Source organism: Parabacteroides hominis, assembly GCF_014287585.1.
Lineage (GTDB): Bacteria > Bacteroidota > Bacteroidia > Bacteroidales > Tannerellaceae > Parabacteroides > Parabacteroides hominis.
The window spans coordinates 160,438-174,900 of sequence record NZ_JACOOJ010000008.1 but is presented as its reverse complement, the minus strand read 5'-3'; the positions used below and the strand labels follow the sequence as shown (position 1 = coordinate 174,900).

General features: G+C 48.4%; 6 protein-coding genes. 1 reads left to right on the top strand and 5 read right to left on the bottom strand.

Annotation, left to right across the window (positions count from 1 at the left end):
- Positions 1-2,576 (bottom strand): hypothetical protein (locus H8S65_RS06990; RefSeq protein ID WP_436277870.1); only part of this gene is annotated, 2,576 nt, incomplete at its 3' end.
- A gap of 1,431 nt (positions 2,577-4,007) precedes the next feature.
- On the bottom strand, positions 4,008-4,814 hold the full coding sequence (locus H8S65_RS06985) for a KilA-N domain-containing protein (protein WP_186929276.1): 807 nt from the start codon (positions 4,812-4,814) through the stop codon (positions 4,008-4,010).
- Positions 4,815-5,204: 390 nt separating this feature from the next.
- Here H8S65_RS06985 and H8S65_RS06980 point away from each other — a divergent pair, with 390 nt between their 5' ends.
- Positions 5,205-7,556 (top strand): glycosyl hydrolase family 95 catalytic domain-containing protein, encoded by a 2,352-nt coding sequence (locus H8S65_RS06980; RefSeq protein ID WP_186929268.1) that lies wholly within the window; start codon positions 5,205-5,207, stop codon positions 7,554-7,556.
- A gap of 235 nt (positions 7,557-7,791) precedes the next feature.
- On the opposite strand, the gene H8S65_RS06975 is transcribed toward H8S65_RS06980, so the two are convergent.
- The 3 genes from H8S65_RS06975 to H8S65_RS06965 form a co-directional block, all read right to left on the bottom strand.
- Positions 7,792-9,933, bottom strand: coding sequence for an alpha-L-fucosidase (locus H8S65_RS06975; protein ID WP_186929267.1), 2,142 nt, complete (start codon positions 9,931-9,933; stop codon positions 7,792-7,794).
- 12 nt (positions 9,934-9,945) lie between these two features.
- Positions 9,946-11,577 carry a glycoside hydrolase family protein gene (locus H8S65_RS06970; protein ID WP_186929266.1) on the bottom strand — a complete coding sequence of 544 codons (1,632 nt, stop codon included), beginning with the start codon at positions 11,575-11,577 and terminating at the stop codon, positions 9,946-9,948.
- 72 nt (positions 11,578-11,649) lie between these two features.
- Positions 11,650-14,439, bottom strand: a complete 2,790-nt coding sequence (locus H8S65_RS06965; protein WP_186929265.1) for a DUF8487 domain-containing protein — start codon at positions 14,437-14,439, stop codon at positions 11,650-11,652.
- Between the last annotated feature and the right edge of the window lie 24 nt (positions 14,440-14,463).

The following is a 14,463-nucleotide window of genomic DNA, read 5'->3' as shown; positions in this document are numbered from 1 at the left end:
AAGATAAAGTCTAAGTTGCTATAAGCATCAGCCTTCAAATCACCTTCGCGAACAGCGATACCCTGGTTAGCGCCGTTAACAGTAGCATAGTCGCCGTTGATTGCCTGGATGCGTACGTGTTTCGGCAGAGATTTGTAAGAAGCAGGAGCAGACTGCGGTTTAACGATGAACATGTCGTTGCGAGCGGTCAGAGGTTCGCCGGAGATAGTCTTGTACTGGGTGCTAACAACCAGCTTCAGAGCTCCATCTTCATCATACAATACATAAGTAGAATCTGTATCGACAGCGATCATAGTGAACTGAACCGGAGTTCCGTTAGCTTCGCCATGTTTACCGTTAGAGAATACATAACCTCTTGTTGCATCTTTGATGATAAATGCGCTGTCGGCATCCATGATTGTGTAAGTTACTTTCTTTAAAGCATCTTCTACACCATATTCTTCTTCATCAGAAGGAACTAATGTATACAGAACTTCATCTTCCGGAGCTGCGACTTTCAGTGTAGAGTCTTTTGTCATTACGATGCTCTGTCCTTCCAATACGTCAGCAGCAGAAGTGATGGTGAACTTGTTGTTCTTGGCATCGTTAGCTGTGATATATTTGTAGCCGATATAAGCGTTGTCTGCGTCTACGTCTTCGGCTGCTACCAACTGGATTGTGTCGCCACCGATAGCGAAGATGTTGTTGTCTTTGTCTACAACATTAGTTACACCAAGCCATTTATCCACAGTCTGTGCATCTGCAACACCTGCACGATTCAGAATCGTATAGTTGCCCTTAGCCACACCTGCTGCCTTTTCTACAACAAACTGTGCATACGGATTGAATGCCTGAGCTTTTCCTACATACTTGGCAGGATTTACCGGGCTAAAGTCAAAGTAATTGCCATAGTTCTTGTTCGGTTCATCCACACCCTTTTCAGCATCGATTACATAATAGATACCTTCAGCGATTTCAGCATCACCACCGACACCCGGTTTAGTTGCGTACGGCTGAATCAGGGCGATCAAGTTTGAAGCATCTGCTTTATCAGCAATTGTCAGAACTTTTGTTTCAGCAAGTTTACGAACAACGACTTCTTTGTTGTCTTCTGCAACTTTCAAAGCGCTCACGCCGTCTACATAAGAAGGTGCTTTGTATTTGTCTGTTGAAACAACTGCAGGTGCAGAGCCATTTGATGCCGTCACGATTTTCAAACCTTTAATAGCTGCAACTAAATCTTTTGCATATTTTTTAGCAGCAGCAGATTTTGCCTTCTCTGCATCTGTTGCAGCTTCCTTGTCTTTATATTCGTTTACAGCTTTTTCAAAAGCTTCTATCAATTCAGCACCAGTAATATCTCCAGTTTGATTATCATACTCATACTTAGTGCCATTCAACTTAAATTTTGTATCTGCAAATGTAGCATCTTCTGCAGGACCGGAAGCATTTATGCCATAGAAAGCTTTTACTGCTGAACCAAAAAAGGCTGTTGCATTTCCACCATAATTCCCTAACGCGGCATATACATTAGCCTGTGTATCAGCCAACTTTTCCAAAGTCGAAGCCACCGGAATAGTAGCCGGTTGATACAAGGAAGTCAATACGATTGAATCGTTTGCAATATAATATTCAGCCTTGAATGCTGCAGCAAACGGGTGGTGCTTGCCACCGATAACAGTACGATTGTCAATCTGAGTACTTGTCACAGCTTCGTCAACCGGATCAAAAGACAAAGTATCAACGATCAAAGTATTCAATGTATTCGCCGGAGCGTTATAGAAGCTATGGTCTACAACCAAATATTTCTTCTTGCTGTTTGTAGCTTTCAACTCATTGTCGTAACCAGCCACTTTTTCACCGTTAGTCAGGAACAACACTTTCTCAGTATTAGAAGAACCGCTTACAGCTTTAAAAACGCCACTATTGATAGCATAGCTTTCAGCCGTCCACTTATTTGCAGTCAGCACGTTCTTCTGACCAGTCGAAACATTTTCGCCATTGAAATACAGTTTACCGTCTTTTACTAAAGCAGCAAAATCATCGGCTGTCATTTCTATTTTAGTGCTTGCTGCAACTTCTCCATAAGTAATAGCAGTACTGACAACACCAACAGTAGTCCCTTTATCGGCTTTCAATCCTGTTCCATCAATCCAGAACACAGAGTCAGCAGTCAATGCATATAGACCTTTTGAGTTGTCCCATCCCCAGTTTGTGTTACCTGCCTCAATTTTCAAATTATCTTTACCTGTATCAGCCTTATTCGATTTCAGTTCGATAGAAAGCAACTGGCCTGTTCCTTTATTTGTAAATTGATAAGCATAAGTCGTTCCTGTAACAGTTGTTGTAGGAACAGCTTTAATTGTCCAAAGAGCAGAAGACAAATTTACTCCAGTTAACGGAGCAGAAACAACTTTCAGAGAACCATCTTTGTCTACAGTAAGATAGTCGCTTCCTGCCATTAAATACGCATTGACGCCTTCCTTTACGCCTCCATCATCTACCGTTGAAGGTAAATAGCTTGTAGCCGCCGCATTGAAAGACAGTCCACCTGCTACCAGAGCGGCAGCCAAAAGAGTAGAAAATCTCTTGTTCATAATCATTAAAAATTAATTGTTAATAAAATAGTGTTTAAAAATCCAACAACTAATTTCACGAAGGGGAGGACAACTCCCCGCGAATGATTATGAACGGGCATAAAAAAACGCGGGTCTATTGTCTATTATCTAATTAGAGGCTCAGCAAAGCCCGTACACCAATAATAAAACAATAGCCCGCGCCTTATACGATATAACAATCCTCCCATAAAAATGGTAGATAAATTTATACGTAACCAGCGCAAGCATTTACTGTCTATTATTCCGGGTACTTAAAAATTTTGCTGATTTCTAACTAAGAATAATCTTCGTAAAATGCTTACAATATGTAATTGATCCCGTGCCCTGTGAGCCGCTGCCCACTACGGAATCGTTGCAAAGGTAAATAGGTTTTCCGAATCGACAAGGGAAAATGCTCGTAATTTTCCAAAATATATGGGTTACAGGACAAAACAATACTCTTTGGGCAACATATCCCCTTAGTTTAGGGATAAAATACAAGTACCTGATATACTTTGAATGAAGTAAAAAACGGATCTTAAAACGGATAATCCCTCGGCAGGAGACGAGAATTCCCTATGCCGGAAATAGAGCCTGACGGCTCTTTGGGGATGGCCGATACCACCTGCTCCTATGAGATTCAGGTGAGGCAAGCCTCATGCCGCAGCCTCTCTTTTGCCGTCTGCTTCAGCAGACGGATAGGTGATTGTTCCCGGCTTTGCCGGTTCCTTTGTGGGTTTTAACCCCTTTAAATGCAATCAATGAAAGGGGTTAAAAACCCACAGAGGAAGAGGCTTTGCCTCTAAATCCTTTAAACCGTCTGCTGAAGCAGACGGCAAAAGAGAGGCGGATGGGGCATAAAAAAAACGCGGACGAGTTGTCTATTATCAAACATAAGGCTCTGGTAAGCCCGCATAGAAATAATAGAACAACAAGCCCGCGCTTATACGATATATTATAATCTATCCATCAAAAATGGAAGACATTCTACATACGTAGTCAGCGCAAGCATTTACTGTCCATTATTCCTCTATGCTAAAAATTTACCAGATTTTATGTAAGGAATAATCTTCGTAAAATACTTACAATATGTAATTGATCCTGCACTCCGTGAGCCGCTGCCCACTACGGAATAGTTGCAAAGGTAAATAGGTTTCCGAATCAACAAGAAAAAATACTCGTAATTTTCCAAAATATGTGGGTTACAGGACAAAACAATACCATTTGGACAACATATCCCTCAGGTTTAGGGATAAAATACAAGATACGCTTTTCTTTTGGGTTGGCATAAAGTCATCCGAAGCCGTGCGAAAGTCACATAACGCAAGAGTTCAGTTACTACCTCATTACCGTGCAGATAGAGCAGATTTCTCTAATTTTGTAACAAAAAAAGAGTGAGTTATGCGAAGTCTTATTGTCTTTCATAATTCTTTATTTCAACAGCTTACGATTTTGATTATCACCACTTTCCAATATGCTCATTTGATGGATAGCTATTTGGTTTAGCTTAACAAGACGTTCCCTTTGTGTCATATTCTGTTCGATAAACACAGCATTTAGATTCTCCATATTCGACAAACAGATAAGTTCATTGATAGTAGCATAATCACGGATGTTTCCTTTCAGTTCGGGATTCGCTTCTCTCCATTGTTTTGCTGTCATACCAAACATCGCCACGTTCAGCACGTCGGCTTCATTGGCATAAATAATGCTTGCTTGTATCGGCGTAACTTCCATCGGAATAAGGTTTTGCTTTATGGCATCAGTATGTATGCGGTAGTTGATTTTTGACAATTCACGTTTCGCTGACCAACCGAGCAGCCTTTGTTCTTCTGTCTTTAGCCGCTGATACTCCTTAACAAGAAGTAATTGGAATTTAGGAGAAATCCACATACCAAAATGATATGCTATATCCCGATGTGCATATGTGCCACCGTAGCGACCAGCCTTAGAACGAATGCCAATTGCACTGGTCCGTTCTATCCACGTTTTCACCGAAAGCACAAAATTGTTGCTTCCTGCCGCATTTTTAATTGTACCGAATTCGGTACAATTAAAATCGGGATTATACAACATTTCCCATTCGCCAAGATACTCGATAGTGCTTTTAAGGCTAAGCCAACGGAAGATAATATGCTCTTGCAGTTGGCTTCTTGCCATGTCTGTAAGGCTGATGTAGTCTTCTTCATTGTACTTGACAACGCTAATATCTGTATTTTGAACGGTAATTTTTGCCATTGTAATTGATACATTGAGTTCAATCACAAAGGTTACTATAATTTGCGAGATTGCATTCTTTTTAATGGACTATTTACAAAGATTCAATCGGTTAAATCTAATCGATGAAAATCTAAAATACAAGTACCTGATATACTTTGAATGAAGTAATAAACGGATCTCAAAATAGTGTATTGATAAACATTGATAACCAGTCTATTGCAGTTTCCCCCTGTAGGAAACGGAAATTCCCTCGGCAGGAAACGAGAGTTCCCTGTGCTGGAAACGTAAGTTTCCTCGGTAGGAAACGAGAGTTCCCTTGTAAGGAAACTTCATGAAAGTAAAGGCAATGGAACTAAATCATGCTGAAATCGTATCTTTGTATCGTAATTGAAGAATAATATCGATTGAATGAAAAAGGAATTTTGGATAACCTGTATAAGCGCATGCCTGTTGGCCGCTTGTTGCGAAAAGGAGTCACTGCCTGTCACACCGGCAAGCAGTGACTTGCAGTTTGATCACTTGGCCAAGACTTGGGACGAAGGTGTCCCGTTAGGAAATGCCACAGTAGGAACATTAGTCTGGCAACGCGATTCTGTTCTACGCCTTTCGCTGGACCGGACGGATCTCTGGGACTTGCGCCCGTCGGATAGCATTGCCGGCGAGAACAACCGCTTTGCCTGGGTATGCGAGCAGGTGAGGAAAGGGGATTACCTGCCGGTGCAGAAGAAATACGACCACCCCTATAATGCTTTACCTGCCCCCTCTAAGATTCCGGGGGCGGCTTTGGAATTTCCGTTGAAGATCGGAAAGGTCTCTTCCGTACATCTTTTTCTTAATAATGCCCTCTGTGAGGTGGTCTGGGAGAACGGGACGAAACTGAAAACGTTCGTGCATGCCAGCGAGCCGGTCGGGTGGTTTGTGTTCGAGAACCTGCCGGATACGGTTTCACCGGAGATTATAACACCTCGCTACAGCAACCCGGATGAGGTTGCAGGCGACAACTCGCATGCCGGTCCGGCCCTGGGACGCCTCGGATATAAACAGGGGACGATACAGAAGGAATCCGGCACGACTTCCCTGCTGAAAGTAGACAGAAATAACAAGAATATTTGTAATATAGAGAAGGAATCCGGCACGACCACTTTCCACCAGGAAGGGTGGGGAGGCTTTTCGTACGATGTGGTCGTTCGTTGGCAGCAGAAAGGTAGTACGCTGCGTGGTGTATGGAGCCTGACCTCTTCTTCGGCCGACGACCGGGCTGACCGGGAAACGGCAGAGGCGATGGAGCGCGGCGTGGAGGCAGACTATCGTTCGCATATGGACTTCTGGAACCAGTATTGGGCACAGTCGTCTGTCTCGTTGCCGGATACGGTTTTACAGAAACAGTACGATAACGAAATGTATAAGTTCGGGTCGTCTGCTCGCGAAGACTCCTATCCGATCTCCCTGCAGGCAGTCTGGACAGCCGATAACGGCATGTTGCCGCCCTGGAAAGGAGATTACCATCATGATCTGAACACACAGTTGAGCTATTGGCCTGCCTATACCGGTAACCATTTGCAGGAAGGGATGGGCTATCTGAATACCTTGTGGAACCAGCGTGACGTGTATAAGAAATATACCCGCCAGTATTTCGGGACAGACGGGATGAATGTGCCCGGTGTTTGCACCCTGACCGGTGAGCCGATGGGCGGCTGGGTACAATATTCTATGTCGCCTACGGTCGGAGCATGGCTGTCCCAGCATTTCTATTTGCAGTGGAAATATTCGGCGGATCGTGTATTCCTGAAAGAGCGGGCCTATCCGTTCCTGAAGGATGTGGTGACCTATCTGGAACAGATCTCTGTTGTCGATGCGGACGGGGTGCGCCGGCTGCCGCTTAGTTCCAGCCCGGAGATATTCGACAATTCGATAGACGCCTGGTTCAAGGATATGACGAACTATGATCTTTCCCTGATGCACTTTGCTTTCAACGCCGCTTCCGAACTGGCCTCCGAACTGGAGTTGACAGACGAGGCCGGACACTGGAAAGCTGTCGGTGCTCAGTTGCCCGATCTGAACCTGGATGAGGATGGAGCTTTGGCCTTTGCGAAAGGTTTTCCTTATGATGAATCCCATCGCCATTTCTCCCATGCCATGTCTATCCACCCGCTCGGTCTGATCGATTGGAGCCAGGGAGAGAAATCCCAGGAGATCATAAAAGCGACTTTAAAGAAGTTGCAGGACTTCGGACCGGATTACTGGTGCGGCTATTCCTATAGCTGGTTCGGAAACATGAAAGCCCGTGCCTTCGATGGGGAAGGGGCTGCCGATGCGCTGCGCACCTTTGCCGAATGCTTCTGCCTCCCCAATACGTTCCATGCGAACGGTGACCAGACGAAGAGCGGAAAGTCTAAGTTCACCTACCGCCCGTTTACCTTGGAAGGAAACTTCGCCTTTGCCGCCGGTATCCAGGAGATGTTGCTTCAAAGCCATACGGGTGTTATCCGGGTGTTCCCGGCTGTTCCGGCTGCCTGGCAGGATGTCGCCTTTGACAAGCTGCGTGCGATGGGGGCTTTCCTTGTCTCGGCTGAAAAAGTAGCGGGGCAAATCCGGCAAGTCCGGATACTGCCTGAACAGGGTGGAACGTTGCGCCTGGCCATTCCCGAAGGATGCAAAGTCGCTTCCGTAACAGGCAATAAGGGAGAAAAGCAGGAAAAGGAGGGCATCCTGATCCTGGAAACAGTGAAAGACAAAACAGTAACAGTACAATATAACTAACTTACATGAAACACTTAAACAAGATTCTGACAGGGTTCCCCGGTATGATCAAAGGGATCCGGTAATCCGTGCCTAAATTATATCTATTGTAAGCAGGATTTTGTTTCGACACACCTTCACCCTTTTTTGAAAAAGCGTACATGCTAAAAAAATACCCTCTATCCTGTCTGGAGCTACCTTATAGGGTGCAGCCGGACAGGATAGAGGGTATATTTTTTAGCCTTAAGGGTATGGATCAGAACAGGTCTATCCCGGCAAGGGCGGCAGCCTCCGTACGGGCGGCGATTTCCGCTGCCTCCACTTGGACGTAGCGGGCTTTTACCGTTTGCTTGAAGTGGTGGTAGCGTTTGGACGGATCGTTGATCAGGTTGCCGAATTCGAAGCGTTCCACCTCTTTCCAGTTCTTCCCGTCATTGCTGATCCGGATGATACCGGCCACCGTTCCTTTACCGCCTTGTTTTTGCGGGGTGAAGGCAAAGCCGCTTACCGTTTGCTGGCTACCGAGGTCGATGGCGAGGGATTGCGATGTTTTACCGGTCACTTTCCATCCCTTTTTGACCAGCCCGAACCGTTCCTGCAAGGTGGCTCCCTTTTCTCCGTTCAGGATGGCTACCGCTTTCAGTTCGCTGTTTCCCATCTGGAAAGGTGCTTTATATTCGGTAGAGCTTGCCGATGGTTCCGTTCCGTCTGTCGTATAGTAGATCTTGAAACCCGCGTTCAGGTTCTCGGCAATGTTCTCGCCATGCGCTTTCCAGCCGAATTCCTGTGCCATCGGTTCGATGGTAACCAGTCCGTCCATGCTTCTCTGTGCGCTCAACCGGGGCGGACGGGCTTTGTAATGGTGGGCGGAGATGGTGCAGATTGCGGGTGTCAGGCGGGATTCGAGTATGCGGACCCGTATCTTGTCCGTCGTGACATCCGGGAAACGCAGGATTCGTTTGTAGCCGATGTTGGTGGCATGGGCGATCTCTTTCCATCCTCCGTCGATCCAGGCGTCCACGGCGTGTTTTTCCACACGTTCCCCGTTGGCGGCAATCGCTTCCTGGATAACCAGGCGGTTGAGGGTGACAGGTCGGGGAGTGGAGATGACGATTCCCGCCCCGTCCTTATCGACCATCAGGTAGGTGTCTGCATTTTGGTCGAGCACCTCTTTCGGGCCTTCTGCCTGACGGAACAGGTCGGTCCCGTAGGTTTCCCGGATTCGCTGGCCGGTTTCCTGCAGCACGGTTACATCCGTCGGAGAGAATTTGCCGTCCCGGTTGGGCGGGATGTTCAACAGGAAGGTGGAGTTGCCTCCTACGGCGCGTTCATAGATGTCGAACACATCGTCGGTGCTTCGTACTTTCTGGTGCGTGTCGTCCCGGTAGAACCAGCCTTCGCGGATGGAAGTGTTGGTTTCGGCCTGTTGGTAATGCAGGTAGCGGGCTTTATAGAGCTGCTCACGGCTTCCGAGGTCTTTGTCCGTCATATCGGCAAAGTTCGACATCGTGTCCGGATTTGCCTGGTAGGGGATCACGTTCCATTCGGTCGACCGTGTCCCGCCGGCTTCGTTACCGCACCAGCGGACATCTTCCCGTCCGAATATGACGGCGTTGGGAGCAAGTGCCTTGATCAGTTTCTTCCAGGCAGGGTAGTTGTAGGTCTGTCCGCCTTTCCGTTTAGGATGTGCCCCGTCGAACCATACTTCGTGGATCGGGCCGTATTCGGTCAGGATTTCGAAGAGCTGGTTCAGGAAGTATTCGTTGTAGTCGTCCACCACGAACTCGAAACGGGTCTTGTTGGCAAAAGGCCGTCCGGGCACTTCCCGCGGGATGGTCCGTGTGGTGTATTTGCTGAGGTTGCCGTACAACCCTTCCGGGTTTTCGATATGGTACAGGTCTGCCGGTGACAGATAGACGCCTAACTTCAATCCGTACTTGCGGCAGGATTCCGACAGGTCTTTCAGGATGTCGCCTTTGCCGTCGCGGAAACCGGTGGACATGATGCCGTGCTTCGTGTAGCGGCTTTGCCACAGGACGAACCCGTCATGATGCTTGACCGTTAGGATCACCATCTTCATGCCGGCGGCTTTCATGGCTTCGCACCATTGGTCTGTGTCGAGTTCTTTCAGGTCGAAGACTTTCGGGTCTTCCTTGCCGCTTCCCCATTCCAGGCGGGTAAAACTGTTCGGCCCGAAATGGATGAAGGCGATAAACTCGTTTTGCAACGCTGCCAACTGGTTCGGTGTCGGTACGACATGGGCGGCTTTCTCGATGATTGTCGCATGGCTGTCGCCCGCTTCTACCGGGATCGTGTTCTGGAATTTCATTTGCTTGTCTTGGGCCTGTCCTTGTAAGGATAGCATGGCCCCAAGCAGAAGGATAAAAGTGTGTTTCATGTTTATAAATGATTATTTGGAGATATTGAAATTGTTTGTTTCTACTATTTGCCCATCCCGGAGGAAGACTACCTGGTAATCCGCCTTATCCGTCCATTTCCCCTTTTTAGGGGTAAAGGTGAGGCTTGCTTTTTCATACGGTTGCAGGGGCTTGACCGTATGACTGCCCATTCCTGCCCCGGCCTGCTTGATTTCGACTGTCATTTCTCCCGATGCCGATAGCCCGAAGTTCTGGACTTCCAGTTCGACTTCGTTCCGGCCTTCCCGGTAAACGGGACGTCGGCAGGACAATAGAGCCGGCTTGTAATCGACATAAGGCAGGTTCGCATATCCGAACAACAGTTTTCCGTTTTTATCCTTTCCGATCATCTTCGGAGCGAATTCATCCGGTGTGATGCCGCTTCCCTTGCCGTCGAATGTCAGGATAAGGTCTTTTCCGGATGCTTCGGTTTTGACCACTTTACATCCTCTGCCGAAGTTCACCTCGTTGTAGGAGCCGAACCGTAAAGACCCCAAGTCGATTTCCTGAAGCGGGTCGAAACCCTCTTCCGCCAAGACTTTGACCTGGATGGCCGGGGTAGATGCCGTTATCGGTGTTCGGTTCAATACGGATAATAGCATCCCCTTGTTCATCGGGATGCAGATGTTTTTCGAACTATGGTTGTCACTGCCGTGGTCGTCCCATTTGACGGTGTCGATTACGGCAAAGTTCATCTGCTCTACACGTCCCTGTTTGTCCTGAAAGACTTTAGGACGTTCGTACTTAAACCAGTGTTCGACGTGCCCGTCCCGATGGAAAGAGATTCCGGGCATATAGGCTTCCCCTTGTTCCGTAACCCAGTGGATGCCGTCTTTGGAACGTTGGTAGAAAGCGATCCGTCCTAACCAGTCATTCACAATCAGGTGGTATTGCAGGGAGTCCCGCCAGATGACCGGGTCCTCGAACTCTCCTTTGACGGGCGGATAAACCCGTTTGTCCGTTATCTGTTCGTAAGGGGCGATGCCATCCTTGCTGATCCAGATGCCTCCTCCGCGGCAAACCATCAGGTATGACCCGTCTTGTCTTTTGGCAAAGCTGAGGTTGCTCAGTCCCTCGATGATTTTCCGGTCGCGAGGGTCGAACTTGAACTTTCCGTATTGCCAGGGGCCGTTGACATTGTCCGCTATGTAATACCCGTCGATAACATATACGACGACCCGTCCGTCGTTGAGGATGAAAGCCTCCGGATTGTGCCCTTTCCCTATCGTGTCCTGAATGGCGAAAGGTCCGTGCAACCGGTCGCCGGTCGCATGGTAGACCGTTGAGTTGGGCCATTCCATGTGCCCTTTGGGAGCGCTTTCGGGCCATCCGCACACGAATAGGTGATATTTCCGGTCAGGCGTTTGTATGATATTGCCTCCCCAGAACGAGATATCGGGATGTTCGATGCCGTTGTCGATATAGCGGGGGCGCACGCTGTCCGCTCCCCATGTGTCTGCGGATAGCGTACCTTCGGGCATTGCTTCGAAGCGGTCCATATAGCGTCCGCCTGTAATGAGGTGTCTCCATTCTGCCGGACGTTCTCTTTCCGTGATTTGGGCGGTTAGCGACAGGGGAGCCAGGCAGGCTGCTGCGAGCAGCAGGTGTAATTTGTGTGTGTTCATATGTTTCTGTATATACGATATTTGCCTTGCAACGATTGTTGCAAGGCAAATATAGCAGTCTTTCTTCACATATTAGTAAATGGATTCGGGTTTTTCCCGTGAACTTGATTGTCCGGCAGTCAGAAACCGGGTGATAACATCAGGAGAAGTATGCGACGCGGGATTGAAAGCCTCGGATTTCATATATTCTACAAGACTGTATAACAACTGTTTCTTCTCCGGATTCTTTTCCTGTTCATGAAGCAGATCCATGCTGCATAGGATCAGTTTACCGTTCAGGCAGTTCGTCTCGAACAGATTGGTCAGGCGGCGGTTGTTGGCGAAGTTGTCCACACATTCGACGAGGGGAGTCACTTCGGTATACAGGCTGTCGATGCAGAGTGTCTTCGACTGTGTCGTGAGTCTCCACCATTGCCAGTCGGTGTGTCCGTCGGTCGGAAAACGGGCGAATGCCGGATGGGCCGGATCGAGCAATAATCCCATTGTCCCGGCCTGTTTGGGGAAATGCACCGGGCTCCAGAAGACAGGGACGAATTTGCCTTCCAACCCTTTCAAAGATTCGTAGGGAGGATTGAATAAAACATTCTTTCCGTCTTGCAAGGCTTTCTCGGCTACGGCTAAACGGTCTGTAACGACTATCTCTCCTTTGTCGACGGATAAGGATGCCGGATATACCCATATTTTCCACTCGTTCGTATAGACTGTCCCTTTTAGTGTGGCCGACAAGTTTAATTCCTTAGCCTCTGCGATTGTGTTCAGCGGGCAACGGATGGTTCCGGCAGAGCTGTTTTCCCCGACAGGTAATGAGCGTGCCGGAAACTCTCCCTGTGCGACAGATTTCCCGTTACGGTCGGTCAGTTTCCAGTCAATAACAGCGTTCTCGATTGCTTTATCGCTATAGTTCACCACTTCGATACCGGCTTCAAACGGTTCGTCTGAAGTATAAACAGCTTTGGAGAAACGGGCCAGCGGAGTTACCGGGGCGCAAGACTGGCGGAAGGTAGCCGCCTCTGTCACCCCTTTGCTTTCCCAGAAAGCATTGAGCAGACCGACAAGAGCCGTTCCCTGTCCGGGGAAATCATGGAGGTCGAGCAGTTGGAAGCCGCTGATCCCCGGTGTCTTCATCGCCCTTTCGATCTCTTCCTTATAGAGTAGGGCAGCCAGTTTGCCTGTCGCCATCAGGTAGTCGTCCGCTTTGTCTGCCAATCCCTTCTTCTCAAGGTCTTCTTTCACTCCTTTGAAGTTTAGCGGGTCCAGTACGCCGGTATATTTCTCGATCTCTTTCAGGTCGGGATAAACTGCGTACTGGCCTATCTCGTGTGTGATCAGCGGAACTTCCATTCCCTCGACCGATGCGGAGTAGTTTTTGTCGAAGCGGGGCGGCTCCGTGTTGAATACACCCTGTCCGCGTACCCATCCTTTCCGGGTCCATTGGGTAATGAAAAAGTCGTCATTCGCTTCCGGCCAATCACCATGCCCTTTCTCGAAAGTGAAGGAGGTAGTGGTGTAGAGATGGCGCGGGTCCTTTTCTTTGACATGGTTCAGGAGCGAGCCTAAGAACTCGAAATCATATTGCAGCTCGTTCCCCAGGCTGAGCAGGCAGAAAGAGGGATGGTTGCCGTATTCTTCCAATATGCGGTCTGCTTCGGCATATAGATAGGGAGCGCGCTCGTCCTCTTTTAAATTGGTCGACCAAAGCGGGAGTTCCACCTGAAGGTAGAATCCTAATGAGTCTGCCACCTCGAATGCCGCTTTTGGCGGACACCAGGAATGGAAACGGAGATGGTTCAACCCCCATTCGCGGGCAGTCGCGAATACCTTAGCCCAACCTTCGTGCTCCATCGGAGGGTATCCGGTAAGCGGGAAAATGCAGCATTCCAGCGTCCCTCTGAGGAATATCTTCTGGTCGTTCAATAACAAAGCCGGTCCGCTCTTCCGCAAATCCCGGAAACCGAATTTGATTTCTTGGGAATCTTTGTACGGATCTGTCTGGATAGATGCCCGAAGGGTGTACAGGGTAGGTGTGAACTCGTTCCATACCTTCACTTCGCCTTTGATCGGGCAAATCAGTTCGACCCGGTTTTCTCCGGGTTGGAGCGTCACGTGTTGTTGCATTTGTATAACGGGATTTGTTGCCGTCCGGATATCGGCTTTCAGGGAACCGGATGTTGCCGCTCCCGTATTGTTCACGAGGCATTTTACCTTTACTTGCTTGTTCTTATAATCCGGGTATGCTTGCAGGTCGCGGATCGAGACGGCATCCTTAGCTGTCAGGGCTATTTCTCCGATTATCCCGTTCCACATGATCTGTGTCTCGTTGGTATAGGCATGCGCCATATCGCCAGCCGTAATATCATATCGTTTCCGGTTATCGACGCGGATCGTGATTTTATGTCTGCCGGGAGTCAGTTGTTTCGTCAGGTCGTACAGGTGCGGAGCGACCAGGCTTTCTTGCATGCCTTCGACCTGTTTCCCGTCCACCCATACGGATGTTTGCCAGATGACGCGTTCCAGTTTGAGCTCGATCGCTTTGCCTTTCCAGCCGGAAGGTATGTCGACTTCTTTGCTGTACCAGGCGGGGCCGACGTAACTGTTTTTGCGGGTCAGGTGGAGGACTTGCGGCTTTTGGATGGCAGGTTTTAATTTGTTGGGCGTTCCGTACCCGGCATCGTCGGTTGTTCCGGGGAGCTGGATCGTATTCTTGAAATTCTGTCCGGCCCAGTTCTCGTTTATCCCGCTATCGGTACTGTCTAATGCAAATTCCCACTCCCCGCCCAAGGAAATGCGGGCGGGATTGTTTTTACATGCAAACAGGCATATCAGGAGGCCTGTCAACAAGAGGTAAATGTTTATTCGTCGCATGAATCAGGTATTAAGTTTATCGTG

Excerpts from the sequence above, each read along its gene's own strand:
- H8S65_RS06985 (WP_186929276.1), bottom strand. The coding sequence starts at position 4,814 with ATGGCAAAAATTACCGTTCAAAATACAGATATTAGCGTTGTCAAGTAC.
- H8S65_RS06980 (WP_186929268.1), top strand. The coding sequence starts at position 5,205 with ATGAAAAAGGAATTTTGGATAACCTGTATAAGCGCATGCCTGTTGGCC.
- H8S65_RS06975 (WP_186929267.1), bottom strand. The coding sequence starts at position 9,933 with ATGAAACACACTTTTATCCTTCTGCTTGGGGCCATGCTATCCTTACAA.
- H8S65_RS06970 (WP_186929266.1), bottom strand. The coding sequence starts at position 11,577 with ATGAACACACACAAATTACACCTGCTGCTCGCAGCAGCCTGCCTGGCT.
- H8S65_RS06965 (WP_186929265.1), bottom strand. The coding sequence starts at position 14,439 with ATGCGACGAATAAACATTTACCTCTTGTTGACAGGCCTCCTGATATGC.